General features: G+C 69.3%; 17 protein-coding genes, 1 tRNA gene and 1 pseudogene. 8 read left to right on the top strand and 11 right to left on the bottom strand.

What is annotated here, in order from left to right; translation table 11 throughout:
• Positions 1-109: 109 nt before the first annotated feature.
• Positions 110-2,098 carry a protein meaA gene (locus CSW60_RS07900; RefSeq protein ID WP_099536734.1) on the top strand — a complete coding sequence of 663 codons (1,989 nt, stop codon included), beginning with the start codon at positions 110-112 and terminating at the stop codon, positions 2,096-2,098.
• Here CSW60_RS07900 and CSW60_RS07895 read toward each other — a convergent pair.
• Positions 2,095-3,471 (bottom strand): MFS transporter, encoded by a 1,377-nt coding sequence (locus tag CSW60_RS07895; RefSeq protein WP_099536732.1) that lies wholly within the window; start codon positions 3,469-3,471, stop codon positions 2,095-2,097. The two genes, CSW60_RS07900 and CSW60_RS07895, sit on opposite strands and share 4 nt — an antisense overlap.
• 101 nt (positions 3,472-3,572) lie before the next feature.
• Complete coding sequence (locus CSW60_RS07890; protein WP_099536731.1) at positions 3,573-4,058, bottom strand: SRPBCC family protein; 486 nt, start codon at positions 4,056-4,058, stop codon at positions 3,573-3,575.
• Positions 4,059-4,233: 175 nt separating this feature from the next.
• Here CSW60_RS07890 and CSW60_RS07885 point away from each other — a divergent pair, with 175 nt between their 5' ends.
• Positions 4,234-4,998 (top strand): SDR family oxidoreductase, encoded by a 765-nt coding sequence (locus CSW60_RS07885; protein WP_099537606.1) that lies wholly within the window; start codon positions 4,234-4,236, stop codon positions 4,996-4,998.
• An 80-nt stretch (positions 4,999-5,078) separates the two neighbouring features.
• A complete protein-coding gene (locus tag CSW60_RS07880) occupies positions 5,079-7,607 on the top strand; it encodes an ATP-binding protein (RefSeq protein WP_099536729.1) in 2,529 nt (842 codons plus the stop codon).
• A gap of 87 nt (positions 7,608-7,694) precedes the next feature.
• On the opposite strand, the gene CSW60_RS07875 is transcribed toward CSW60_RS07880, so the two are convergent.
• Together CSW60_RS07875 and CSW60_RS07865 are read right to left on the bottom strand one after the other, a co-directional pair.
• On the bottom strand, positions 7,695-8,885 hold the full coding sequence (locus tag CSW60_RS07875; protein ID WP_099536727.1) for an aminotransferase: 1,191 nt from the start codon (positions 8,883-8,885) through the stop codon (positions 7,695-7,697).
• A 203-nt stretch (positions 8,886-9,088) separates the two neighbouring features.
• Positions 9,089-11,461 carry a bifunctional diguanylate cyclase/phosphodiesterase gene (locus tag CSW60_RS07865; RefSeq protein ID WP_099536726.1) on the bottom strand — a complete coding sequence of 791 codons (2,373 nt, stop codon included), beginning with the start codon at positions 11,459-11,461 and terminating at the stop codon, positions 9,089-9,091.
• 225 nt (positions 11,462-11,686) lie between these two features.
• On the opposite strand from CSW60_RS07865, the pseudogene CSW60_RS24355 reads away from it, so the two are divergent.
• Positions 11,687-11,778: pseudogene (locus CSW60_RS24355) on the top strand (hypothetical protein); the annotation flags it as partial.
• 157 nt (positions 11,779-11,935) lie between these two features.
• Here CSW60_RS24355 and typA read toward each other — a convergent pair.
• The gene (gene typA / locus CSW60_RS07860) at positions 11,936-13,768 is read right to left on the bottom strand and encodes a translational GTPase TypA (protein ID WP_099536725.1); all 1,833 of its coding nucleotides are present in this window, start codon (positions 13,766-13,768) and stop codon (positions 11,936-11,938) included.
• Positions 13,769-14,508: 740 nt separating this feature from the next.
• Positions 14,509-15,417, bottom strand: a complete 909-nt coding sequence (locus CSW60_RS07855) for an N-formylglutamate amidohydrolase (RefSeq protein WP_201722988.1) — start codon at positions 15,415-15,417, stop codon at positions 14,509-14,511.
• A 169-nt stretch (positions 15,418-15,586) separates the two neighbouring features.
• Between CSW60_RS07855 and cpdR the strand changes: the two genes are divergently transcribed.
• Together cpdR and CSW60_RS07845 are read left to right on the top strand one after the other, a co-directional pair.
• Positions 15,587-15,943, top strand: a complete 357-nt coding sequence (gene cpdR, locus CSW60_RS07850; protein WP_066681226.1) for a cell cycle two-component system response regulator CpdR — start codon at positions 15,587-15,589, stop codon at positions 15,941-15,943.
• Positions 15,944-16,056: 113 nt separating this feature from the next.
• Positions 16,057-16,131: transfer RNA gene (locus CSW60_RS07845), tRNA-Val, on the top strand.
• 73 nt (positions 16,132-16,204) lie between these two features.
• Here the strand turns inward: CSW60_RS07845 and CSW60_RS23630 are convergent.
• Complete coding sequence (locus tag CSW60_RS23630; RefSeq protein WP_201722987.1) at positions 16,205-17,548, bottom strand: DsbA family protein; 1,344 nt, start codon at positions 17,546-17,548, stop codon at positions 16,205-16,207.
• A 135-nt stretch (positions 17,549-17,683) separates the two neighbouring features.
• Here CSW60_RS23630 and CSW60_RS07835 point away from each other — a divergent pair, with 135 nt between their 5' ends.
• Entirely contained in the window at positions 17,684-18,778 is a 1,095-nt protein-coding gene (locus tag CSW60_RS07835) for an MBL fold metallo-hydrolase (RefSeq protein WP_099537603.1), read from the top strand.
• 49 nt (positions 18,779-18,827) lie between these two features.
• Here the strand turns inward: CSW60_RS07835 and CSW60_RS07830 are convergent, their stop codons facing one another.
• Positions 18,828-20,819, bottom strand: a complete 1,992-nt coding sequence (locus CSW60_RS07830) for a M10 family metallopeptidase (protein ID WP_099536723.1) — start codon at positions 20,817-20,819, stop codon at positions 18,828-18,830.
• A gap of 262 nt (positions 20,820-21,081) precedes the next feature.
• Here CSW60_RS07830 and CSW60_RS24305 point away from each other — a divergent pair, with 262 nt between their 5' ends.
• Complete coding sequence (locus CSW60_RS24305) at positions 21,082-22,314, top strand: OmpA family protein (protein ID WP_099536722.1); 1,233 nt, start codon at positions 21,082-21,084, stop codon at positions 22,312-22,314.
• Positions 22,315-22,508: 194 nt separating this feature from the next.
• On the opposite strand, the gene mnmC is transcribed toward CSW60_RS24305, so the two are convergent.
• The 3 genes from mnmC to motA all read right to left on the bottom strand — a co-directional run bounded on the left by mnmC (position 22,509) and on the right by motA (position 25,677).
• On the bottom strand, positions 22,509-24,290 hold the full coding sequence (gene mnmC / locus CSW60_RS07820) for an FAD-dependent 5-carboxymethylaminomethyl-2-thiouridine(34) oxidoreductase MnmC (protein WP_099536720.1): 1,782 nt from the start codon (positions 24,288-24,290) through the stop codon (positions 22,509-22,511).
• A gap of 92 nt (positions 24,291-24,382) precedes the next feature.
• The gene (locus CSW60_RS07815; RefSeq protein WP_099536719.1) at positions 24,383-24,712 is read right to left on the bottom strand and encodes a hypothetical protein; all 330 of its coding nucleotides are present in this window, start codon (positions 24,710-24,712) and stop codon (positions 24,383-24,385) included.
• A gap of 98 nt (positions 24,713-24,810) precedes the next feature.
• Complete coding sequence (gene motA, locus CSW60_RS07810; RefSeq protein ID WP_099536717.1) at positions 24,811-25,677, bottom strand: flagellar motor stator protein MotA; 867 nt, start codon at positions 25,675-25,677, stop codon at positions 24,811-24,813.
• Positions 25,678-25,796: the final 119 nt, after the last annotated feature.

Genomic DNA, 25,796 nt, shown 5'->3' with positions numbered 1-25,796 from the left:
GGATTTCAACTCCCTCATTCGCACTCGCGAAACGGATATTGCATCGCAGCAAATCCGGGTTCATGATCGCCGATAATCAAGGCCGCCAGAGCCAAAACCGGGAGCGATCATGACCTCGACGCCGCACCAGCATGCGCCCGATCCGCCTTGGATCTTCCGCACCTATGCCGGACACTCGACGGCCGAGAAGTCGAACGCGCTGTACCGGGCCAACCTGGCCAAGGGGCAGACGGGGCTGTCGGTGGCCTTCGACCTGCCCACCCAGACCGGCTACGACCCCGACCACATCCTGGCGCGGGGCGAGGTCGGCAAGGTCGGCGTGCCGATCAGTCATCTGGGCGACATGCGCCAGCTCTTCAGCGAGATCCCGCTGGAGAAGATGAACACCTCCATGACCATCAACGCGCCGGCCGCGTGGCTGCTGGCGATGTACGTCGCCCTGGCCGACGAGCAGGGCGCGGACCGCAAGAAGCTCCAGGGCACGACGCAGAATGATCTGATCAAGGAGTATCTGTCGCGCGGCACCTACATCTTCCCGCCGGGGCCGTCCCTGCGGCTGATCGGCGACATGATCGCCTGGTGCTATCGCGAGGTTCCCAAGTGGAACCCGATGAACGTCTGCAGCTATCACCTGCAGGAAGCGGGGGCGACGCCGGAGCAGGAGCTGGCCTTCGCGCTCGCCACCGCGATCAGCGTGCTGGACACCGTGAAAGCCGGCGGCCAGGTCCCCGACGAGGACTTCGAGATCGTCGCCTCGCGGATCAGCTTCTTCGTCAACGCCGGCGTGCGGTTCGTGACCGAGCTGTGCAAGATGCGCAGCTTCACCAAACTCTGGGACCAGATCCTCTTGGAGCGCTACGGCGTCCAGGACGCCAAGGCCCGCCGCTTCCGCTACGGGGTGCAGGTCAACAGCCTGGGCCTGACCGAGCAGCAGCCCGAGAACAACGTCTACCGCATCCTGATCGAGGCCCTGGCCGTCACGCTCAGCAAGGACGCCCGCTGCCGGGCCCTGCAACTGCCGGCCTGGAACGAGGCCTTGGGATTGCCGCGCCCGTGGGACCAGCAGTGGTCGCTGCGGCTTCAACAAGTCTTGGCCTACGAGACCGATCTGCTGGAATACGAGGACCTGTTCGACGGCTCCCACGTGGTCGAGGCCAAGGTCGCCGAGCTGTCGAAGGGGGCGCTGGCGCAGCTGGCGCTGATCGACCAGATGGGCGGGGCCCAGAACGCCATCGACTACATGAAGGGCGAGCTCGTTTCCTCCAACGCCAAGCGGGTGCGGGCCGTCGAGACCGGCGACCTGACCGTCGTCGGCGTCAACCGCTGGACCGAAACCGAGGTCTCTCCGCTGTCGGCGGGCGAGGGGGCGATCGAGACCGTGGACCCGAGGCTCGAGGCCGAGGTCGTCTCCCGCCTCAAGGCCTGGCGCGAGGCGCGCGACCCGGCCGCCGTCGAGGCCGCGCTCTCCGCCCTGAAGGCCGCCGCCGCCTCTGGCGCGAACATCATGGAACCCTCGATCTCCGCCGCCAAGGCCGGCGTCACCACCGGCGAGTGGGCCGGGGCCCTGCGCGAGGTGTTCGGCGAATATCGCGGCCCGACGGGCGTCGCGGTCGTCGTCTCGACCGGCGAGGCCGAGGACGTCGAGGCGGTGAAGAAGGAGGTCGAGCGCGTCTCCCAGGTGCTGGGCCGCACGCTGACCTATCTGGTCGGCAAGCCGGGGCTGGACGGCCACTCCAACGGCGCCGAGCAGATCGCCACCCGCGCCCGCGCCTGCGGCATGGAGGTCGTCTATGACGGCATCCGCTCGACGCCGGAGGAGATCGTCCGCCGCGCCAAGGAGACCCGCGCCCACGTGATCGGCCTGTCGATCCTGTCGGGTTCGCACCTGGACCTGGTGCAAGAAGTCATCCGCGTGATGCGCGCCGAGGGCCTGGGCCACATCCCCGTCGTCGCCGGCGGCATCATCCCCGAGGCCGACGCCCTGATCCTGAAGCAGATGGGCGTGGCGCGGATCTACACGCCCAAGGACTTCAAGATCACGCAGATCATGGGCGACGTCGTGAAGCTGGTGGAGGCGACGGCGCTGGCGGAGGCTTAGCGCCGCCCCAACCGCCACGCCGCCAGCACGCCCACCACCGCCAGCGGCAGGAAGGCGGCGAACAGCAGCGGGCCGCGCTGGGCCGCTAGCGTCTGGTCTATGCCGTGGCTGAAGCCCAGCAGGTTGGCCATGGCGCCCGCGCCCGCCGCGCCGGTGGCGCCGCCGATCAGCTGCGAGGTCGGCACCGCGCCCGAGGCCATGGCCTGCTCCTCGGCCGGCGCGCCGCCGATGGTCCGGCGGGCGATGAAGGCGTGGCAGAGTCCAAAGCCCGCGCCCATGACGGCCAGGGCGATGGCCGTCTCGGTCAGGGTTCCGCGCGTGATCGCCCAGGCGCTGGCGAGAGCGCCCAGCAGGATCACCACCACGCCCAGCCGCACGAAGCGGCCGTCGCGCTCGGCGGGCACCTTGCCGACCAAGAGGGCGCACAGGGTCCAGCCCGCGGCGATCGCGCCCACCACATAGCCGGCCAGCAGCGGCGAGGCGTGATGCTGGGCCTGGATGAAGGCGGGGCCGTAGACGGTGAAGCCGATCACCGCCGCCTCGGTCGAGAAGATGGTCAAGAGGCCCAGGCCCGTGGCGGTCGAGAGGTCGGCGGCGCTCTTGGGCAGCAGGCGGTCGTGGGTTCGGGTGTTGACGGCCAGCATGGCGGCCATGCCGAGCGCTCCGCCGATCGCCAGGCCCACGGCCAGGCGGGGCGAGGCGACGACGCCGGCCGCGCCGATCAGGCTGACGGCCAGCACCAAGAGGGCCAGCTGCGGGACGGGCGCGCGGCCTCGGGCGGCGTCGCCGCGCTCGGCGGGCAGCATGGCCATGACCGCGCCGACGAAGATGATCGCCTGGACCACGAACAGCCAGAAGGCGCCGCGCCAGAAGCCGGCGGCGGCGAACAGGCCGCCCAAGGTCGGACCCAGCAGCGTCGCCGCGCCCCAGACCCCGGCGACGGCGCCATAGACGCGCGGCCACAGGCGCTCGGGGAACAGGGCGGTGATGGCGACGTAGCACAGGGCCACGACCGCGCCGGCCCCCAGGCCCTGGACGAGGCGGCCGAGGATGAAGGTGATGAACTCCGGCGCCAGGGCGCTCATCGCGCAGCCGACCGCGTAGACGAGGCCGCTGAACGCCGTAGCCTGCCGCAGACCGAACGCCAGGGACAGCTTGCCCGAGCAGGCGCCGGCCACGATCGAGCCGGTCAGATAGGCGGCCACCGACCAGCCGAAATAGGCGTAGCCGCCGATCTCGCGCGCCACGCTGGGCATGATCGTCGCCGTCACCAGGGTGTCGGCGGCGTTCAGCCAGATGCCCAGGCACAGCAGCGCGAAGCGGGGCGCGAGAGCCTTGTCGATCAGACGCGAGGAGGCGGCGGAGGCGGTCATGCGGGCCAAATGACCGCTTTCGCCGCCCGCGCCAAGGGGTGTTGTGGGGCGGCGTTATCTGCTCTGGCGATCTTCCCGGCGTTCGCCGGAGAGGTTGGGGGTTAGATCAGCGTCTTGGCCAGCGCGATCAGCTGGTCGGTCGCGACGCCCCAGCCCTCGTGGAAGCCCATCTTCTCGTGGGTGTCTCGGTCCTCGACGGTCCAGTGGCTGACCACGGCGCGGTAGTGTGTCTTGCCGTCGCCCAGGTCCTCCAAGGTGATGGTGGCGACCATGAAGGGCTTGGCCGAGGGCTTCCAGGTCTCGGTGAAGGCGTCGGTGAAGACCAGCTTCTCGTTCGGAATGACCTCCAGATAGACGCCGGGCTGGGGCACGCGCTCGCCGTTGGGGCCGTTCATCACCAGATAGCTGTTTCCGCCCGAGCGGACGTCCTGGCGCACGTCCGAGACGTACCAGGGCTTGGGGCAGAACCACTGGGGCAAGAGCTCCGGCGTGGTCCAGCAGCGGTAGAGCGTCTCGCGCGGAACATCGATGATCCGTTCCAGGACGAGGTCGCGGTCTTCCGAAGCGGCTGCGGCGTCGAGGGGCATGGGGCGTCTCCTTGTGGCGTGATCTTGCCTCAAGGACGGACCGATGGCGCGGGGGCCGACAGGGGCGATGGGAAAAATCATCCCCCCAGCGGGGGAGGATTTCCGGATGCTTGACCCAACGTCCGCTCCGTCCCACTGTGTCCAAAATTCAAACAAGTGTTTTATGGAGTCCGCCGTGAACCTCTTCGATCTCTCCGGCAAGGTGGCCATCATCACCGGGTCCTCGCGCGGGATCGGCAAGGCGATCGCCGAGCGGATGGCCGAGCACGGGGCCAAGGTCGTGATCTCCTCGCGCAAGGCCGGGCCCTGCGAGGAAGTGGCCGAGGCGCTGAACGCCAAGCACGGCGCGGGGACGGCCATCGCGGTCCCGGCCAACATCGCCTCCAAGGAAGAGCTGCAAAACCTGGTCGACGAGACCCGCAAGGCGTTCGGCCGGGTCGACGTCTGCGTCTGCAACGCCGCCAGCAACCCCTATTACGGCCCGATGGAGGGGATCAGCGACGACCAGTTCCGCAAGATCCTGGACAACAACATCATCAGCAATCACTGGCTGATCAGCATGGTCGCGCCGGAGATGCGGGCGCGCAAGGACGGGTCGATCATCATCGTGTCGTCGATCGGCGGCCTGCGCGGCAACGCCATCATCGGCGCCTACAACATCTCCAAGGCGGCCGACTTCCAACTGGCCCGCAACCTGGCCCACGAGTTCGGGCCCGACAACGTGCGGGTCAACTGCATCGCGCCCGGCCTGATCCGCACCGACTTCGCCCGCGCCCTTTGGGAAAACCCCGAGACCCTGAAACGCTCGACCCAGGGCGTGCCGCTGCGCCGGATCGGCGAGCCGGACGAGCTGGCCGGGGCGGCGGTCTATCTGGCGTCGAAGGCGGGCAGCTTCATGACCGGCCAGGCGCTGGTGGTGGACGGCGGGGCGACGATCTGACGCCTGCCGGCCGCGCTAAGCTTAACGCGTCCTACATCAGTTCCCGCGAAGGGTGGTCCCGGATTCCGGGATATTCGGTCTTGCGGCGTTTCTTGATTTCACTCGTCCTGCTGGGGACCTTGGCGGCGGGAAGCGTCCAGGCGCAACCCGGCGTGTCGCTGGACCAGCGCCTGGATCAGCTGAGCCGCAAGGTCGGCGTCGATACGGTCCGTCCGTCTTCCGACAATCAGGACGTCGAGCGCGCCGGCGAGGCGGCTCTGAAGGAAAGCGGCCGCCAGCGGCTCTATGACACCTGGCGGGTCCTGTACGCCTACAAGAGCAATCAGGTGCGCCGGCGTTTCGACGCCTGGGCCGAGCGCGCGCGGGCGGTGGCGCGGCGCGACCACGACCCGGCGCTGGCCGCCCTGGTCGAGCTCCAGACGCTGGCCCTCCGACATGAGACCCAGGGCTTCCGCGTGTTCACCGACGCCGACTGGGCGCGGTTCATGGACCATTCGGGCCCCGATATCCGCCTGATGGCCGGGATCGAGCGCGTGCGGCACCTGGGCCAGGTGGGCCGCTGGCGCGACGCCGCGCGGTTGGCGACCGAGCTGACCAACGAGGCCGAACGCCAGGACAAGCTCGCCCAGCCGATTCTCGCCGAGCTTCACCAGATCCACAGCTACACCTTGGCCGACATGGGCGACAAGGAAGGCGCGCTGGAGCACATGGCTCGCGCGGCCGACATGGACGAGGGCGACGTCTTCTTCATCCGCAAGATCGAGCGGCTCTACGACATCGCCTACACCGCCGCCGACCTGGGGGCGATCCAGCAGGCGCGCCGGTTCGCGGCCCTGCATCATCGCTGGGTGACCAGTTCGGGCGACGCGGATCTCGTGACCTGGGACCGCTATCTCTGCGCCAAGATCGCCGCCCTGGCCGATCAGCCTCAGGAGGTCCTGACCTGCCTGGCCGACGCCAAGGCGGTGATCGACCGGCCGGAGCGGCGCCTGCAGGTGATCATGCTGAGCCGCCGGGCGACCGCTTTGGCGCAGCTGGGCAAGGCGTCGGCGGCGCGCGCCGATCTCCAGCGGATGCAGACCATTCCGGAGGCCCTGGGCCCCCGCGACCTCGCCGCCGAGGCTCTGATCAAGGCCTATATCGACCAGGCCGAGGGGCGCTCGGCCCAGGCCTTCCGCGAGCTCGACGCCTGGCGCAAGGCCGACGCCTTGAACACGGCTCGGCGCAACGCCCGCAACGTCGCCGAGATGTCGGCGGCCCTGGACGGCGAGCTGCGGGCCAAGCGCGACGAGAGCCGACGCTTGGCCGAACAGGTCCGCCTGTCGCGCAGCCTGGTCCGCGCCTCGGTCGTCATCGCCCTGCTGCTGGCGGTGCTGGTGGCCGGCGGGATCGGCTGGGCGATACACCAGCGCCGCGCCTCCGGACGCCTGAAGGGCGCCCAGGAGCGCGCCGAGGCCGCCAACCAGGCCAAGTCCGCCTTCCTGGCCGTGATGAGCCACGAGCTGCGCACGCCGCTGAACGGCATGCTGGGCTTGGCCCAGGCTCTGCGGACCGAGGGGCTGACCCCCGAGCAGCGCGAGCAGGTCGACCTGATCCTGGACAGCGGCGACACCCTGCTGGTGCTGCTGAACGACATTCTCGACCTGTCCAAGATCGAGGCCGGCAAGCTGGAGATCGCTCCGACGACCGGCGACCTCGTGGGGAGCTGCGCGCGGCTGGTCGGCGGCTATCAGCCCACGGCCCGCGAGAAGGGCGTGGCCCTGTCGTTCCGGCTGGAGAGCGCGCCGCCGGGCCCGCTGATGTTCGACGGCGTGCGGGTGCGCCAGTGCCTGACGAACCTCGTTTCCAACGCCTTGAAGTTCACCACCGAGGGCAAGGTCGAGGTGGGCCTGGCCTGCTATCCGGACGATAGCGGTCGGGTGCGCGTGCGCCTGCGGGTCTCCGACACCGGCATCGGCATGAGCCAGGAGACGATCGCCAAGCTGTTCCGGCCCTTCACCCAGGCCGACGCCTCGACGACCCGCAACTTCGGCGGCACCGGCCTTGGCCTCAACATCACCCGCCGCCTCGTCAAGATGATGCGCGGCGAGATCAAGGTCGAAAGCGAGGAGGGCCGCGGCTCGGTCTTCACGATCGAGATGCTGGTCGACCCGGCCGAGCCCGTCGAGGCCACGACCGGCGCGGACGACGCCGCCGACGCCGCCGAGGGCTTCGCCGCCCTGCACGGCCGCCGGGTGCTGGTGGTCGACGACCATCCGGTCAATCGCCGGGTCATCCGCCTGTTCCTCGAGCCGTTCGACTGCGAGCTTATCGAGGCCGAGAACGGCCAGGTCGCGCTCGATGTCCTGGCCCAGCGCCCCATCGATCTGGTGCTGATGGACGTCAACATGCCGGTGCTGGACGGCCTGGAGGCCACGCGCCGCCTGCGCCTGGACCCGCGCTTCTACCGCCTGCCGGTGATCGCCCTGACCGCCGACGTGATGTCCGCCCAGATCAAGACCTGCCTCGACGCCGGCTGCGACGCCCACGTGGCCAAGCCGATCGACCTGCGCAACCTGCTGTCGGTGATGGACCGGTGTCTGACCCGGACGCGCGAGGCGGTGGGGTAGGGGAGACTTAGATCCTCCCCCGCGATGCGGGGGAGGTGGCCCGGAGGGCCGGAGGGGGCAAGCTCCGCCTATGCCGCGTTAGCCCCCTCAGTCGCTCCGCGACAGCTCCCCCGCATCGCGGGGGAGCATCTTTCGCGCCGCGGCCAATCGCTCCACCGCCGCGTCCAGCGTCTCGTCGGACTTGGCGAAGCACAGGCGGACGACGCTCGTCACCGGATCCTCCGCGAAGAAGGCCGAGACCGGGATGGCCGCGACGCCGAAGTCCGTCACGCAGCGCTCGCAGAACGTCACGTCGTCCAGGGCGATCCCCGAGGCGGCGAGGTCGACGTTCAGGAAGTAGGTCCCCTGGCTCTCCAGCACGACATAGCCGGCGGCGCGCAGGCCGGCGGCCAGGCGATCGCGGGAGCGCTGCAGGGCGGCGGGCATCTCGTCGAACCAGGCGCGGTGGTGCTCAAGGCCCCAGGCCACGCCCGCCTGCAGGTTCGGCGGCGTCGTGAAGGTCAGGAACTGGTGGGCGGCGGCGAGCGCCCGGGTCAAGGCCGGGGCGGCCATCAGGAAACCGACCTTCCAGCCGGTCATGCCGAACAGCTTGCCGGCCGAGCCGATCTTGACGGTCCGCTCGCGCATGCCGGGGAAGGTCATCAGCGGCCGGTGGCGGCGGCCGTCTAACACCACGGCCTCCCAGACTTCGTCGCAGATGGCGACGACGTCGTGGCGCACGCAGAACTCCGCCAGCAGGGCCAGGTCCTCGTCTGGCGTGACCACGCCGGCGGGGTTCAGGGGACTGTTCAGCACCACCATCCGGGTGCGGTCCGAGAAGGCCGCCTCTAGCATCGCGCGATCAAAGCGCCAGTGCGGGGGCGAGAGGCGGACAAGCTTGGGAACCCCGCCCGCGCGGCGCACCAGCGGCAGGTAGGCGTCGTACAGCGGCTGGAACAGCACCACCTCGTCGCCGGGCGAGATCAGCGACAGGAACGCCGCCGCCAGGGCCTCGGTCGCGCCGGAGGTGACGGTGATCTCGGCGTCGGGATCGAGCTCAAGGTCCTGGGTGCGCGCGTAGTGGCCGGCGACGGCGGCGCGCAGCTGCGGCAGGCCGCGCATCGGCGGATACTGGTTCGAGCCCTCGATCAGCGCCCGCGCGGCGGCCTCGCGGACGGGCAGCGGCCCCTGGTCGTCGGGAAACCCCTGACCGAGGTTGATCGCGCCATGTTGGCGGGCCAGGCCGCTCATGCGCTCGAAGATCGTGGTCGGCAGGTTGTCGAAGACGGGATGGACCATGGGGGGAGTTATTGGGCGAATTACGGTTCGACCAAAAGTCCAAATCCAACCGTCATTCCCGCCCTTGTGGCGGGAACCCCTGGTTCAGTGCGCACGCGCCGCGCCAGCGGACCGCCAGCGGTCCGCCCCACCTTCACTTGCGGCGGATAGAGAGGTTCCCGCCACAAGGGCGGGAATGACGGAAGTTGATGAAGGGGTGGAGATCACCCCGCCGCGGCCTCATCGTCCCAGTCGTCGTCCCAGTCCTCGTCCACCTGCCAGCCGCGCAGCCGGCGCGCCGTGGCGGCCATCAGGAAGCTGGGGATGTCGCCGACGGGCATGGGGCGGCCGTACAGGAAGCCCTGGAAGTGGTCGCAGCGCATCTCGGCCAGCAGCCTGGCCTGGTCGATGGTCTCGACGCCCTCGGCGGTGACCTCGAGGTTCAGGGTCCGGCCCAAGAGGGCGATGGTGCGCAGGATGTCGGCGATGGCCGCGTTGTCCTGCATCTCGGCCACGAACGAGCGGTCGATCTTGATCTTGTCGAACGGGAACCGCCACAGATACGACAGGCTGGAATAGCCGGTGCCGAAGTCGTCCATGGCGATCTTCACGCCCAGCTTCTTCAGCTGCGCCAGCTGCTCCAGGATCTTGGCGCTGTCCTGCAGCAGGAGACCCTCGGTGATCTCGAGCTCCAGGCGCGACGGGGCCAGGCGCGAGGCCTTCAGGGCCTTGCGGACGTGGGTCACCAGGTCGCCGGACACGAACTGGTGGGGCGACAGGTTGACGGCCACGGTCAGGGGCGAGGGCCAACTGGCGGCCGTGCGGCAGGCCTCGTTCAGCACCCACTCGCCGATCTTGCCGATCAGGCCCCATTGCTCGGCGCATTCGATGAACTCGCCCGGCGCGACCAGGCCCCGGCGCGGGTGCTGCCAGCGCAACAGCGCCTCGAAGCCGGTGACCTGGCCGCCCTCGCGGCCGATCAGCGGCTGGAAGAACAGCTTCAGCTCGTCGTTGTCCAGCGCGTCGCGCAGGTCCATCTCCAGCTCGCGACGCTGCTTGATCCACAGGTCCATCGAGGTCTCGAAGAAGCGGTAGGCGCCGCGGCCGTCGCCCTTGGCCTGGTAGAGCGCCAGGTCGGCGTTCTTCAGCAGGCCGTCCGGATCGTCGGCGTGCAGCGGGGCCTCGGCGATGCCGACGCTGGCGCCGATCAGCACGTGGTTGCCGCGCACGTCGTAGGGACGCGAGAGGCTGTCGACGATGCCCCGGGCCAGCTCGCCCAGGATCTCGGCGCCGGGCGAGGGGGCCACGACCACGGCGAACTCGTCGCCGCCCAGGCGGGCCACCAGGCCCATGTCGCCGACGCAGTCGCGCAGGCGGGCCGAGGCCTGGACCAGCAGGTCGTCGCCGATCGGGTGGCCCAGGCTGTCGTTGACGCCCTTGAAGTGGTCGAGGTCCAGGCACAGCACCGCGCAGCCGGCGCCGCGCGGCTCGCGGTCGGCGCGGCCGTGCTCGGTCCAGGCGCGGCTCAGGGCCTGCAGGAACGACAGGCGGTTGGGCAGCTGGGTCAGCACGTCGTAATGGGCCAGGCGCGAGATGCGGGCCTGGTCCTCGCGGGCCTGGGTGATGTCGGCGCCCACGCCGCGGAAGCCGGTGAAATGGCCGTCCAGGTCGTGGACGGGCTTGGCCGACAGCGACCACCAGTGAGTCGCTTCGCCGACCTCGATCGAGACGACGACGTCCCGGAAGGTCTTCTGCTCGACGAACAGGGCCGAAAGGGCCGCGACCGGGCCGTCGGGGCCCTCGGCCGCGCCGCATAGGTCCGACATCGGCTGGCCTAAGAGCTTGGCGCGCTCGACGCCGGCGGCGGCGACCATGCGGTCCGAGACGTAGGTCAGGCGGCCCAGGGCGTCGACTTCCCACAGCCAGTCGCTGGCGCCCTCCTCGAAGTCGCTGAGCAGCAGGCTGACCACCTGGCGCTGGGTCTCCAGTTCCTCGGCGGCGACCAGGCGGTCGACGAAGATCCGGGCGTGCGACAGGCACGAGGCCGCGACCACGGCGTGGCAGAAGATCAAGAGGCCGCCCAGGGCGTAGAGGATCGGGTCGTGGCTGGTCGACAGGGCCCACAGCGCGCCCAGGGCCATGGGCGTCGAATAGGCGATGGCGGCGGCGGGCAGGGTCAGCAGGGCGAAGCCGCCGCAGCCGATCATGCCGGCGATCACCGAGGCGACCAGCATCGGCATCGAACCCTTGAAGCCTTGTTCGGCCGGCATGGTCAGGATCGGCAGGACGCCCCACAGCAGGCCCAGCAGGCCCGCCTGCCAGGTGATGCGGCGCACGCCGCGGGCCGAGACGGCCTTGTTCGGGCTGCGGCGGCGCTGAGAGGCGACCCAGCCGCGCAGGCCCAGCAGGGCGTAGGCCGTCACCGCGCAGGCCCAGAGCGTCAGGGTGTCCGTGTGCGGACTGCCCTGGCCCGCGAAGGCGACCAGTATGGCGATGATGATGTTCGCGCCCATCATGACGGGCGTCATGCGCAGGATGCTCTGCACCTGCTCCATGCGGACGCGGCCGGCCATCGCCTCTGGCAAGGCAGGCAGCATCCGAGACAAAAGCGCGGTCGTTTCTCGACCGACGAAGCTGATCGTGGAACGCAAGTGTCCTGATCCCCCGGGGGCGGTCCGCTCCCCAAGCGAAGAGATATCCGTCGTTTATGTAAACTGGCGGTTAAGTGTGACCGCGCGGATCCGGTGAAGCTGGCAAGCTGTTTCGTCTTGGCGGGGTGAAGGGGCAGGCTGTAGGTCGCTGGCGAAAGTTGGCTCTGAAGCGCGCCCTCCGTCTCGCCGCGTATCCGCGGCGATGCACCTCCCCCGCAAGCGGGGCAGGAGGGGAGAGCTTCCTCCTCACCCGTGACCCGTAGGGCGGCGAAGCCGAACGGGGGAGGTGGCGCGGTGCCGATAGGCGACGTGACGGAGGGGGCGCTTAAATACCCGCTCTGGGTTCGTCGCTTACGACATTGTCCATGAAAAAGGCCGCCGTCCTTGCGAACGGCGGCCCCAATCACGACCCTTGGAAGACTAGTCTTCCTTCGTGCGCTTCTTGCGGAACGAGGGGTTCAGGACCTGCTTGCGCAGGCGGATGTTCTTCGGGGTGACCTCGACCAGCTCGTCGTCCTCGATATAGGCGATGGCCTGTTCCAGGGTCATGCGGCGCGGCGGGGTCAGGCGAATCGACTCGTCCTTGCCCGAGGCGCGGACGTTGGTCAGCTGCTTGGCCTTCATCGGATTGACGTCCAGGTCGTCCGAGCGGCTGTTCTCGCCGATGATCATGCCCTGGTAGGTCTTCTCGCCGGCGCCGACGAACATCACGCCGCGCTCTTCCAGGTTCCACAGGGCGTAGGCCGCCGTTTCACCGTCCGAGTTGGAGACGAGCACGCCCTTGCGCTGCTGGTCGATCGGGCCCTTGTGCGGCTCGTAGTGGCTGAACACGCGGTTCAGCACGCCCGAACCGCGGGTGTCGGTCAGGAACTCGCCCTGGTAGCCGATCAGCGAGCGCGAGGGCGAGAGCAGCTGGATGCGGGTCTTGCCCGCGCCCGACGGGCCCATGTCCTTCAGCTCGGCCTTACGGGCCGACAGCTTTTCGATGACGATGCCGGTGAATTCGTCGTCGACGTCGATGACGACGTCTTCCATCGGTTCCAGGCGCTCGCCGTTCTCGCCGGTCTGATAAACCACGCGCGGACGGCTGATCGACACTTCGAAGCCTTCGCGGCGCATGTTCTCGATCAGCACGCCCAGCTGCAGTTCGCCGCGGCCGGCGACTTCATAGGCGTCCTTTTCCGAGGTCTCGGTGACGCGGATGGCCACGTTCGACTCGGCTTCCTTCAAGAGGCGGTCGCGGATGACGCGCGACTGGACCTTGTCGCCTTCGCGACCGGCCAGGGGCGAGTCGTTGACCGAGACGGTCATCGAGATCGTCGGCGGGTCGATCGGTTGCGCGGGGAGCGCCTCGGTCACTTCCATGGCGCACAGCGTGTCGGCCACGGTGGCCTTGCTCATGCCGGCGATGGCGACAATGTCGCCGGCCTCGGCGCCTTCGTCGACCGGCTGGCGCTTCAGGCCGCGGAAGGCCAGCACCTTGGTGATGCGGCCGCGCTCGATCTCGGCGCCATTACGGTCCAGGGCGTGGATGGCCATGCCGGGGACCGCCTTGCCGCTGGCGATGCGGCCGGTCAGCAGGCGGCCCAGGAACGGATCCGACTCGATCAGCACGTTCAGCATCTGGAACGGCTTGTCCTTGTTCTCGGCGACCTTGGGCGGCGGAACGTGGCGGACGATCAGGTCGAACAGCGGGGCAAGGTTGTCGCTGGGCTGGTTCAGGTCCAGCGTCGCCCAACCCGAACGGCCCGAGGCGTAGATGTGCGGAAAGTCCAGCTGCTCGTCCGTGGCGCCGATCGCGGCGAACAGGTCGAAGGCTTCGTTGTGGACGCGGTCCGGATCGGCGTGGGCGCGGTCGACCTTGTTGATGCAGAGGATCGGGCGCAGGCCCATCTTCAGCGCCTTGGTCAGCACGAACTTGGTCTGCGGCATGACGCCTTCCTCGGCGTCGACCAGCAGGACGCAGCCGTCCACCATGCCCAGGATCCGCTCCACCTCGCCGCCGAAGTCGGCGTGGCCGGGGGTGTCGATGATGTTGATGCGGGTCTCGCCCGCCTCGCCGTTCCACAGAACGCTGGTGCACTTGGCCAGGATGGTGATGCCGCGCTCACGCTCCTGGTCGTTGGAGTCCATCGCCCGTTCGGTCGTGGCTTCGTTGGCGCGGAACACGCCGGACTGGGCCAGCAGCTGGTCGACGAGGGTGGTCTTGCCATGATCGACGTGCGCGATGATGGCGATATTTCGCATGTTCATGGGAACGGACGGACTTTCGGGAGGAATAGGGATGACGCGTCAAGCGTCAGGCGCGCGGCTTTTACGCGACTGCGCTCAATTTATCCACCCCCACCCCTCGGAAAGCATTGTCGCGGGTAACCGGTGTCATCGTCAAACCCTTACCGGGCTTGGCTTTGGGTGATGTTCTCGACAGAGACGGTTTCAGTCGCAACGAATTGTGCGGCGCAACATGACTAAAAATGATGCACTATCTTCCGGCGACCTAACGTAACCCTTGTCGCATAAGGCGTTGCTTCAATCCCCTTTAGAAAAATAGGAATTGAACCGCATTTTTTCACTTGCCCAATTTTGCGTCGCACCCTATAAACAATCCCGTGAGGCGGCGCTGCCGCTTCTGCCCTTCCTGGGCGTTTCCTCCCTAATGAACTGGCCCGGTGGTTTCACCGGGCTTTTTTTTGGCCTGAGCGGCGGTTCGTGTCCTTGATCGACGACAACGCGCCGGGGACGGAGGGGTTTTGGGGATGAATCCCTCTCCCCATGGGAGAGGGCGGGGCCCGCAGCGAAGCGGTGGGAGGGTGAGGGATTACAGACCCGCCCGTATTAAGCGCCCAGGCCCGCCGCGAATCCGCGACGCGGCGCTGCTTCCTGAAAGTTTCGATTTGAGAGCCTTAAGGTTCGGCCGCCAGCGGTGAAGCCCCTCACCCTCCCATGCTGCGCATGGGCCCCGCCCTCTCCCGAGGGGAGAGGGCGTCTTGGCGCTACTTCAGCTCACCCACATCGAGCCCCGCCAGCGCGCGCGTCAGCGCCTCGGCGTCGGCCGTCAGTTTCGCCAGGCCCTCGGTCGGCTCGCGCGTGTCCTCGTCCATATAGAGCGCGCGGTTGATCTCGATCTGCAGGGCGTGGGTGCGCTTGGCCGGGCGGCCGTAGTGCTCGGTGGTGTAGCCGCCGGCATAGGGCGCGTTGCGGGCGACGCGGTAGCCCATGCCTTCCAGCTCGCGCTCGACCAGGGCGGTCAGCTTGGGCGAGCAGGCCGCGCCGAAGCGGTCGCCCAGCACGATGTCGCACGCGCCGCCTCGGCCGCGAATCCCGCGCGCGGCGGCGGCCGGCATCGAGTGCCAGTCGATCAGGATCGCCGCCCCATGCGCCGCCCGCGCCGCCGCCAGCTGGCGGTCCAGGGCGTCGTGATAGGGGCGGTGGGCCAGCTCGATGCGGTCGCGGGCCTCGGCGAAGGTCAGCTTGCGGGCGTAGATCGGCCGTCCCTCGCCGGCGACGCGGGGAATCGCCCCCAGCCCCGCCGCCACCCGCGCCGTGCGACCTTGGGCGTAGTCGGGCAGGTCCTCGTCGAACATCGACGGGTCAAGCTCCCACGGCTCACGGTTCAGGTCGACATAGGCGCGGGCCAGGCGCGCGAGAATCACCGACGCGCCCAGGGCGGGGGCGCCGGCGATGATCCGGTCGACGAAAGCGTCCTCGGAAGCGCGCAAGGTCTCGACCGGCAGGCGGGCGGCCTCGACCATGTCCGGCGGATAGACCTCGCCAGAGTGGGGCGAGGCGAAGACCAGGGCGGTCGGCGGCGGCGCGCCGACGGGCGCGGCGCGCAGCACCTCGAAGGCTGGTCCGGCAAGGGTTTCCAGCGTTTCGGACGGGATCGGCCGGACAGCGCTCATGGCCCATCATCGAAGCGCGCGCCCTGCGGGTCAAACGGCGATTTGTCGAGGATCAAGCTCGGGCGCGATCCGTCCACAGCCCGCGACGTTTAGGTTCATCCCCGATTTACGCTGAACTTGCTAAGGTGCCCAAAGCTACGACTTCTTAATCTTCAGGACACGTGACCTCATGGCCCGCATCCTTCTCGCCGAAGACGACGACTCCCTCCGCGGCTTCCTGGCCCGCGCCCTGGAACGCGCCGGGTTCGAAGTGACGGCCTGCGCGGACGGCGAGGAAGCCGTCCAGCACCTCGACACCAACTGGGACCTGCTGCTGACCGACATCGTCATGCCCGGCATGGACGGCATCGAGGTGGCCCGCCAGGCCGCCGCCCGCGACCCTGGCCTGCGCATCATGTTCATCACCGGCTTCGCCGCCGTGGCCCTGTCGGCGCAGGACCGCGCCCCGGCCGGTTCGAAGGTCCTGTCCAAGCCTGTCCACCTGCGCGACCTGGTCGCCGAGGTGGAGAAGATGATGGCGGCCTAAAAAACCGCTCGAAAAAGTTTTGGGGGCGGCTTGCGCGCCGGCCAAGCCGCCGCTATACCCCCACACCTTCCCGGCCGGGACGTCTTCACGAAGACGCTTCGGATCGCTTCGGCGGACGCGTAGCTCAGCGGGAGAGCACTACGTTGACATCGTAGGGGTCACAGGTTCAATCCCTGTCGCGTCCACCATTCTCCTCCTTTCCTTTCAGTGATTTACGAGCCGTCGGCTCGTGTCGTTCGACGACCGGCTTTCGGCTCGGCGTCAGATCGCGGGCGTCATGGCGGCGCGGATGTCCTGCTCCAGCATCCAGAGGCGATCCTGCCCCCAGTGCGCGGGCCCGCCGCTGACGCGAAAGGTGGGGGCGCCCCACAGGCCCGCGTCGAGCAGCGCGGCGCGATTAGTCGCCACGCGCGTTCGCCAGCCGTCGTCGGCGAGGGCGGCGGCGGTCTGGGCGTCGGTCAGGCCGGCGCGGCGCGCGACATCGAACAGGCCCTTGTCCTCGGCCAGGGCGATCCCATCGGCGAAGGCGGCCTTCAGGCCCAGTTCGGCGAACTCTTCGCCCAGGCCCAGCGGCAGGGCGTGATGCAGCACGGCCAGGGCGCGCTCGGCGCCGGCGCCGACGGGGTCGACGATCGCGCCGAACGGCAGGCCGAGGCGTTCGGCTTCGCGCTTGCAGTCCAGGGCGATGTAGAGGGTCTTGATCCTTGGAACGGCCAGGCCTCGCATGACCATCGGCAGGATGGGGCGAAGGTCGAGCCTTGCGCCATAGGCGCGGGCCAGTCGCCGGATGCGCGGCATGACGAGCCAGGAATACGGGCTGCGGAACGAGAACCAGAGCTCGATGGTCGGCGGCGGCCCGGCCGGCGGCGGACCTAGGGTGGGCTCCAGCGCCGGCGCCAGCGGCGGGGCGCCGGCGTTACGGTCCAGGCCTCGGTCGGCCAGGCGACGCTCGAGGCGGCCGAGGCGATCCACGCCCCAGAACCATTCGCCCTCGAAGTGAAACATGCCGCCCAGGTAGTGGCCCAGGCGTCGGCGCTTGGCTTCGCCGGCGGCGAGATGCTGGTCCGCGAGGCCGGGGGCGCCGTTCGGGGCGGCCATCGTCTCCAGCGTGCGCGGGTCGCCCGACCACAGCGCGTTCCCCGCCGCCTTGGCAATCAGGTCGAAGCGGTCGCCTTCCAGCGCATCCGCCAGGATGGACTGCAGGCGGCCGACTGTCTCCGGCGCGGGGAGGGCGGCGTTGGCGGGGAATTCCAGGCCATACGCCCGCGCCAAACGGGCGGCGTCGCGCACGCCATAGGCTCGCAATCGTTCGCGGTCGGGCGCGGCCGAGTCTTCGGGCGGCGGCGCCAGATAGACCTCGATCTCCGCCGCGTAGCGGGCCCGCAAGCGCGGCAGCATCTGCGCGGCCAGATGCGAATAGGGGTCGTCGGCCTGATGAAAGTACCGAACGGTCGGGCGTTCGCCGCGCAGGCGGGCGGCCAGGGCCGCGCCATCGCGGGCCAGGCGGCGGCGCGTGGGGCTGGTGAGCAGGGTGGTCGCGCTTCGCAGGATCAGGGTGCGCATGGACACGGGGATGGTCTCCGAGAAGCCGGGCCTGAATGACATCTATTGACACTATTGCTGTCAATAGATGCGCGCGGTCGTGACGGCGAGCAGCGGCGCGCCTCCATTCCATCGCCGATTTTTATTGGCACTATGCATGCCATTATGTTCCTCTACGGCCAAAAGCGGGAGGCGAACATGCGCGGACGTTGGATCGGGCTGGGGGCGTTGGGCCTGGTGGTCGTCATCGCCCTGGGGGGCGCCTGGCTCTTTCGCGATCGCCTGGCGCTGATCGGCATGCGTCGGGCCTATGCGTTGGCCCTGGCCACGGATCCCCTGGCGGGCCTGCCCGACGGCCTGCATGTCGGTCTTTGCGGTTCCGGCTCGCCGATGCCGGACCCCACGCGGGCGGGCCCTTGCGTGGCGGTGGTCGCGGGGCGCGATCTGTTCGTCGTCGACTCCGGGTCCGGTTCGACGCGCAATCTGCTGTTGATGAACCTGCCGCCGGCCTCGGTCGCGGCCGCCTTCATCACCCACTACCATTCCGACCACATCGCCGACCTGGGCGAGCTGATGCTGCAGCACTGGGCCGGCGGCGCGGCGCGCGCGCCGTTGCCGATCCATGGCCCGCCGGGGCTTGAAAGCGTATTGAACGGCTTCGAGGCGGCCTACGCCCTCGATCGCGGATACCGTATCGCCCACCACGGCCCGGCGGTGGTTCCGCCATCGGGGTTCGGCGGAGATCCTCATGTCTTCTCCGCCGGCGACGGGCCGGACGTCCTGGTGCTGGAGAAGCCCGACCTGAAGGTCTGGGCCTTTCCCGTGGCCCACGCCCCCGTGGAGGGCGCCGTGGGCTATCGCTTCGAGTACAAGGGCCGCAGCGTCGTCGTCAGCGGCGATACGGGCCCTTCCGAGCGCCTCGTCCGCGCGTCCAGGAACGTCGACCTTCTGGTCCATGAGGGCCTGGCGCCCAACCTGGTGGCGATGCAGGAGTCGGTCGCCGCGCAGGCCGGACGCGGCAACTACGCCCACATCTTCAAGGACATCCTGACCTATCACAGCCCGCCCGAGACGGTGGCGCGCGAGGCGAGGGCGGCGGGCGCCAAGGCCGTGCTGTTCTATCACGTGATCCCGCCCTTGCCGGTGCGGGCGCTGGAGGGACCCTTCCTGGGACGCGCGAAGACGATCTTCGGCGGGCCGATGCGCGTGGGTCACGACGGCGACTTCGCGTCGCTGCCCGCCGGATCCTCCGAGATCCGCTGGTCCAACCGCCTCCAGCTACTCAAGTTCTGAGGTCCAAGCAGAGGCGGGCGGGCTCTCGCCCGTCGGAACGCGCCGGGCGTCAGGTCAGGTTGTATTCGGCCTTGACGTAGACGCCGATCAGGTCGACCCCGAACACGTCGCGGGTCAGCTCGTCGGCGTAGAAGGCCGCCAGGGACTTGGCGTAGACGCCGACGTCGGCCTTGGCGGCCTCGCCCAGCAGCCAGCCGACCATGGCGGCCTTGGTCCCCTGGCCGTTCAGTCCGTCCTGGCCGTAATAGGCGAAGTACTCCGCCCGGGTCATGGTCTGGCCGTTCAGGGTGAAGCTGGCGTCCAGCAGGTCATGCAGCTTCTGGTCGGTGGGGGTCAGGCCGAAGATCGCCGCATAGGCCTTGCGCGTCGCCTCGGTCAGGTTCAGCGCGCCATAGGTCGTGGCGAACGCCGTCGCCCCCTCGCCGACCTTGCCCAGGTTCACCGCGAAGTTGATGTAGCGGTTGCCGTAGTCGAAGCCCTGATAATAGGCGCTGTTGAGGTTGTTGGCGTTGGGGCCGTCCGGCGCGATCAGATAGTCCATGCCGGCGGTCGTCGGCGTCTTGCCGGTGAAGAACTGGTAGGACATCACCGCCACGGACGTCGTGGAGTCCGCGGTCTTGATCACCTGGGCGATGGCGCTGTCATAGGTCCCGCCGGCGGCCATGTCGGCCGCCAGGGTCTTGGCCAGGCTATCGGCGCTGGCGCTCAGCGCGGTCAGGCGCAGCAGGCTGCTCATGGCGCCGGCGACCCGGCTGTCGACCAGCGAGACCGCCTTGTCCGAAAAGGCCAGGCTCTCGACATTGACGACGATGTCCGTTCCGTCGGTCCCGGCGTTGTCCTTCACTTGCCAGCCGCCCGACGCCAGGGCGGTGATGGCGTAGCTGGCGGCCTTGCCGCTGAACACCGCCGTATCGACGCCCAGGCCGCCGTCCAGCGAGTCCGAGCCCTGGCCGCCGGTCAGGCGATTGGCCGCGCTGTTGCCGTTGATGGTGTCGGCGGCGGTCCCGCCGATGGCGTTCTCGATCGTCGCGCCCAGAGCGATGACGACATTGCCCGTCAGGCCGCCGACGCTGGAGAAGTAGCCGGGCCGCAGGTCGATGGTCTGGGCGACCTTGTAGCCCGAGAAGTCCAGGGTGTCGGTCCCGCCGGCGTCCCAGACGGCGAAGACCAGCTTGCTCGTGGCGCTCGAGGCGCTGAACCAGTCGCGATCGGCGGTGGAATTGAAACCGTAGACGGTGTCGCCGGTGCGGGTCGACATGTTGGCGCCATAGGCCAGCTGGGCGGCGGCGATGTCGTCCAGCAGGGGCGCGGAGGCGTAGACGCCGCTGAACGCCCCGCCCGTGTTGCTTTCGCTGAAATAGGACATCACCGTGTACTGGCGGCTGTCCTCGTAATAGCCGGCGTTGGCGGCGTAGGTCAGGGTGGTGTTGGCGGCGGCGTCGTAGTCGCCGGGATGGTCCAGGCCGATCGCGTGGCCCAGCTCGTGCACCAGGACCATGCCGCCGTAATTGGTCGCCGTGGGGTTGGTGTTGTAGCCCAGGGTGGAATTGATCCAGACGTCGCCGGAACGGTTCGTGGGCGAGGTGTTGCCCGGAAAGAAGGCGAAGGCGGCCGCGCCGTCCTGGCCGGAGCTGTAGTTGCCAAACAGGATGGCGGCGTTGTCGCTGTAGGCGGCCGGGCCCGAGGTCCCTTCGCCGACGCGCACGAAGGTGATGTTGGCGACGTCCGACCAGGCGGTCAGGGCCTTTTCGGCCTGCGCGATCTGGGCGGCGTTGAAGGTCGAGAAGCCCGCGGCGTCGCCGGGCATCGTCGTCGGCGCGTTGGCCCGGTACGCGTAGGTGACCGTCGCCGCCTGCTCCAGCAGATTGGACCACCCCGGCTCGCCGCGCAGCAGCTGGGAGGCGGCCTGGGCGATGGTCAGGCTGGTCTTGCCCGCCACCACGCCGGTGCGGGAGTCGGCGTTGACGAAGGCGTTGGGCGTCTCGCCACCGGCGACCGAGGCGAAATCATCCGGGGCCAGAGGAAAAGGTTCAATGCTCACGAAGGTGCTCCGGCCGCCCCAGGGGAAGAAGTATGGGCGGAGCGGATTTTTCCTTCAATCTCAATCTCTTGCGACATGAGGGCGCACTTTTTCAGCCAAGCTAAGCGCTGCCGCATCATGGCTTCGGGCCGCATTGGTTTCACAATTCGCCCCATTCTGTGGCCTCAGGGCAACACCTGAATCCGGTTCGAGCGCGTTTGTCGTCGTGGGTCCCGCTGAGACAAGTCGGGACCGCGACATTCGTAAAGTAGAGGGTAAAGCAATGAACATGCGGTTGCTGGTCGGCGTAGCTGCGGTGGCGCTAAGCGCCGCCTCGGGCGCCCTGGCCCAGAGCGCCACGAGCGGTTGGTACGTCGGTGCGGACGTCGGCTATCACGAGCCGGATTCCGTCAAGGCGACCTCCACCAACAACTATCAGTGGGACTTCAACGGCGACCACGACTGGGCCGCTTTCGGCCGCCTGGGCTACAAGTTCACGCCGAACTGGCGCGTGGAAGCCGAGTACGGCTACCGCCCCAGCGACATCAAGAGCGTCCGCGGCCAAGGCGGCTTCAGCACGGGCACGACGGGCGGCGCCCAGCCGCTGGGTCTCTGCACCGCCGGCGTCGGCCGCACCTCGACGGCTCCGGCCTGCGGCGAGCCTGACGGCAAGTTGAAGGCCTCGACCCTGATGGCCAATGTCATCTACGACATGGCCCCGAACTCCAGCCTGAACCCGTTCATCGGCGCCGGCGTCGGTACGGCCTGGGTCCACAACAAGGTCTACGGCCAACTGTCGGGCGTCCCGGCTGGCGCGGCGATCTACCAGAACACCAGCTTCGATGACGTCGACCAAGCGTTCGCCATGCAGGGCGTCATCGGCCTGGGCTGGAACTTCGCCCCGAACTGGTCGATGGACCTGACCGGCCGCTACCTGCGCACCAGCAAGCTGGACTGGGGTTCGGTGACCCAGAACGCCGGTCCGGCCGGCGGCGGGATCACGGACGTCGGCACGTTCTCGGGCCGCTACAAGGACACCTCGGTGACCCTGGGCCTGCGCTACACCTTCGGCGCGCCGCCGCCCCCGCCGCCGCCCCCGCCGCCTCCGCCCCCGCCGCCGCCTCCCCCGCCGCCTCCGCCGCCTCCGCCCCCGCCGCCGCCTCCGGCTGCTCCGGCCTACGAGTCGCGTGAGTTCGTGGTCTACTTCCCGTTCGATCAGTACGTGCTGACGCCGGAAGCCCAGGCCGTGGTCCAGCAGGCCGCCGACTACGCCAAGGGCGGCAACGCCACCAAGATCGTCGTGACGGGTCACACCGACACCTCGGGCTCGGACAAGTACAACCAGAAGCTCTCGGAGCGCCGCGCCAAGGCGGTGGCCGACGGTCTGGTCGGCCTGGGCGTCAACGCCACGGCCCTGGCCGTCGACTGGAAGGGTGAGAAGGATCCGGCTGTCGCCACGGGCGACGGCGTGAAGGAACCGCTGAACCGCCGCTCGACGGTGTCGATCAACTTCTAAGGTTTTCCGCTCGGAGAAACCTGGGGGCCAGCCGCGAGGCTGGCCCTTTCTTTTTGGCCGTTTTGGAAAACCGGGCCCCAAACGAAAGGACGCTCCCGATGGGGGTCGGGAGCGTCCTGTACGGCGGGCCTAGAGGGCGGCGGCCGCCGCGACGCGGCCGGTTTGAGGGCTCCGGCCTCGTGTCTCGCCTCGAACTATACGCCGCCGACCTGGACGGGCGAGTCGAAACGGGCCGGATCCGCCAGGTGCGACAATTGGCGCGGGAGGGGCGAGGGAAGGTCCAGCAGCCGGGCGATGACGTGCTCGGCCAGCAGCGGCGCCAGGCACAGACCCCGCGAGCCCAGACCCGTCAACAGCCAGGCGCCGTCCGCCCGCGGGCCGGCCAGCGGCAGGTGGTCGGGCACGGTGGCGCGCACGGCCGCTCGGCCCTCGAACGCCTTGCCCTCAAGCCGCGCGGCCAGGTCGGGCAGGCCCTTGGCCAGGGTGGCGAGGTTGCGGGCGTGGTCTTCCTCGCGGACGTCGACGGCCGTCTCGTCGCGATCGTGCGTGGCGCCGAACAGCACGCCGTCGCGGGTGGGGATCGCATAGCCGCCGAACGCCGCCGGCGCGCTGGTCGAGACGCCGGTGGTCCAGCTGGCCTGGCCGCGCACGGGGCGAAGGGGCAGGGTGGGGGCGAGGCTCAGGCTCGCCGCGCCGCCGGCCAGCACGACGGCGTCGGCGCATAGGATCAGCTCGCCCGCCGCGTCCAGCAGCCGCCAGCCTTCGCCGTCGCGCTCCAGCTTGGCGACGCGAGCGGGCAGGGTCTCGCCGATCCAGGCGGCGCGGATGGTCGGCGGCGCAACGACCTGCGCCGAGCTCATCGCCAGGGCCGGCGTCGCCGCGCCCAGTCGCGCTTGGGTCGTCTCCGCATCGAGCGGCGTCATGGTCCCGGGTTCGAAGATGTCCTGGCCCGCCACGGCGGCGAAGCGGGCGGCGTCGCGCTCGGCGCCGGCCAGCTGCAGCACGCCTTCGGCCACGACCGCGTCGGGCGTTGCGGCGTAGAGCGCCGTCGCCCGCGCCAACGCCTGGGCGTAGAGCGCCGCGCGGGGACCGCCGCCGGCGTCGAGGGCGGGGGTGACCAGGCCCGTCGGATTACCCGAGGCCGCGACGCCGTCCGGATCGTCGATCACGGTGACGGCCAGACCCTCGGCCCGCGCCGCCCGCGCCAGCGACGCCCCGGCGATCCCGCCGCCGATGATCGCCAGACTCTCGGGGCGTCGCGACGTCGCGCGCGCTCCGGGCAGCCAGGCCTCCAGCCGCTCGCGCTTGCGCCCGAAACCCGGGCGCTTGGCGATCTCGAAGCCGGCTGTCTGCAGGCCGCGCCGCACGGCGCCGGCCACGGTGAAGGTCGCCGCGCGCGCGCCGGGCGCCGAGCGGGCGGCGACGGCGGCTAGCACCTCCTCGCGCCACATGGCCGGGTTCAGGGCGGGCGAGAAGCCGTCCAGGAACCAGGCGTCGGCCGCGCCGTCCCAGGCCTCCAGCGCCTCGACCACGTCCATCACCGCCAGGTCCAGCACCGCGTCGAAGGCGGGCAGGTCGACGCGATGGAAGCCGCGCGCCTGGCCAGGCCAGGCGTCCAGCAGCGCCCGCGCCGCCTCGCCCAGTTCGGGCCAGTGCGCCAGGATGCGGGCGGCCTCTTCGCGCTCCAGCGGGTGGGCCTCGATCGAGAAGACCCGCAGGCGCGCGCCGGCCGGCTTCTCGCGCCGCCACAGGTCCAGCAGGGCGGCGATGTTCAGGCCCGAGCCGAAGCCCAGCTCGCCCACGACGAAGTCGCGGCGTCCGGCGAACCGTTCCGGCAGGCCGCAGCCTTGCAGGAACACCGCCCGCGTCTCGGCCAGGCCGTCGACGCTGGAGAAGTAGACGTCGCCGTACAGGCTGGACTGCGGCAGGCCGTCCTCGCGCCAGACGAGGGGGCTGGAAGGGGCGGTGGGATCCATGCGGCTGCTAGAGCGCCGGGGCGGGGCGGGCGTCAACGAAAAAGGGCCGCCTCACGGGGAGACGGCCCTCTGAAATTCGCGAAGCGTCGAGCTTAGTGCGCCGCCTTCTTCTCGGCCGGCTTGGCGTCGGCGGCAGCCGTGGCCGAGGCGTCGGCCGGGGCGGTGGTCGTGGTGGCGCCCGTGGCGGCGGCGTCGGCCGGATCGACCGGGGCGTTGGCGGCGGCGGCGGCTTCCTTGTTGGCGTCGGCGGCGGCCTGGTCCTGGGCCGAGGCGGCTTCGGTCACGGTGCTGGCGTCGGCGGCGGCGGCCTTGGCGGCGGCGCTCTCGTCCCCGCCTTCTTCCTTCTTGCCACAAGCGGCCAGCGACAGGGCCGACACGGCCACGCCGGCGATGATGAGCTTACGGAGCATGGTGGTGCGCATGAGGTTTCCCTTCCGAGTCAACGCGTCCTTCGACGTCTTGCCAGAAGGCATAACGTGTTCAGGGCTCCGCGCAAACGCGAGAGCCCGAACGTGTCGCATTATTCATTTGGGATCTGTTGCAGCGCTTCTTCCAGCTCGGCGAAGCTGGGTTGGGCGGGCGAGGGCACGTTGCCGCGACCGATCTCGACCGAGATCTGCGCGGCGTTGCCGTGCAGGTGGGCGACCAGGACGGCCTGGATGATCTTGTAGAAGGCGCCGTCCTCGTTGACCACGGCCGATAGGCGGGTGGCGAACGGGGCGACCAGGCCATAGGCCAGGAACACGCCCAGGAAGGTGCCGACCAGCGCGCCGCCGATCATGGCGCCCAGCACGGCCGGCGGCTCGGTGATCGAGCCCATGGTCTTGATCACGCCCAGCACGGCGGCGACGATGCCGAGGGCCGGCAGGGCGTCGGCCAGGCTTTGCAGGGCGTGGGCCGGCTCGAGCGCCTCGTGGTGGTGCTTCTCGAGCTGCTTTTCCATCGCGTCTTCGACCTGGTGGGGATCCTCCAGGTTCATGGTCATCATCCGCAGGGTGTCGCAGATGAAGTCGACGGCGAAGTGGTCGTGGGTGATCTTCGGGTAGCGCTCGAAGATCTTGCTCTCGTGCGGCTTTTCGATGTGGCTTTCCAGGGCGATGACGCCCTTGGACTTCATCGTCTTGGTCAGCAGGAACAGCAGGGACAGTAGGTCGCGATAGTCGGCCGGCTTCCACTTGGGGCCCTTGAAGATCTTGCCGAAGCCCGCGGCCGTGCCTTTGACGACCGTCATCGAGTTCGAGATCAGGAACGAGGCGATGCCCGCGCCCAGAATACACATCAGCTCGTGCGGCGCGGCCTCGATGATAACGTCCATCTTGCCGCCAGACATGATGAACGAACCGAACACCAGGCCGAAGAGCAGGACGATGCCGATGATCTGAAACATGGTGCGCAGCCGACCCCGAGTTTGAGCCCGCATCATGGGAGTTAATGCTTAATCCAAGGTTCCCGCCGCGACGATTAAGGGCGGGCTCGCGCCGCGACACGTTGCGCGGGCGCGCGGGC

It is taken from the genome of Caulobacter sp. X, from assembly GCF_002742635.1.
Lineage (GTDB): Bacteria > Pseudomonadota > Alphaproteobacteria > Caulobacterales > Caulobacteraceae > Caulobacter.
The sequence above is the reverse complement of the archived record's forward strand: the minus strand, read 5'-3'. Positions and strand labels throughout refer to the sequence as shown.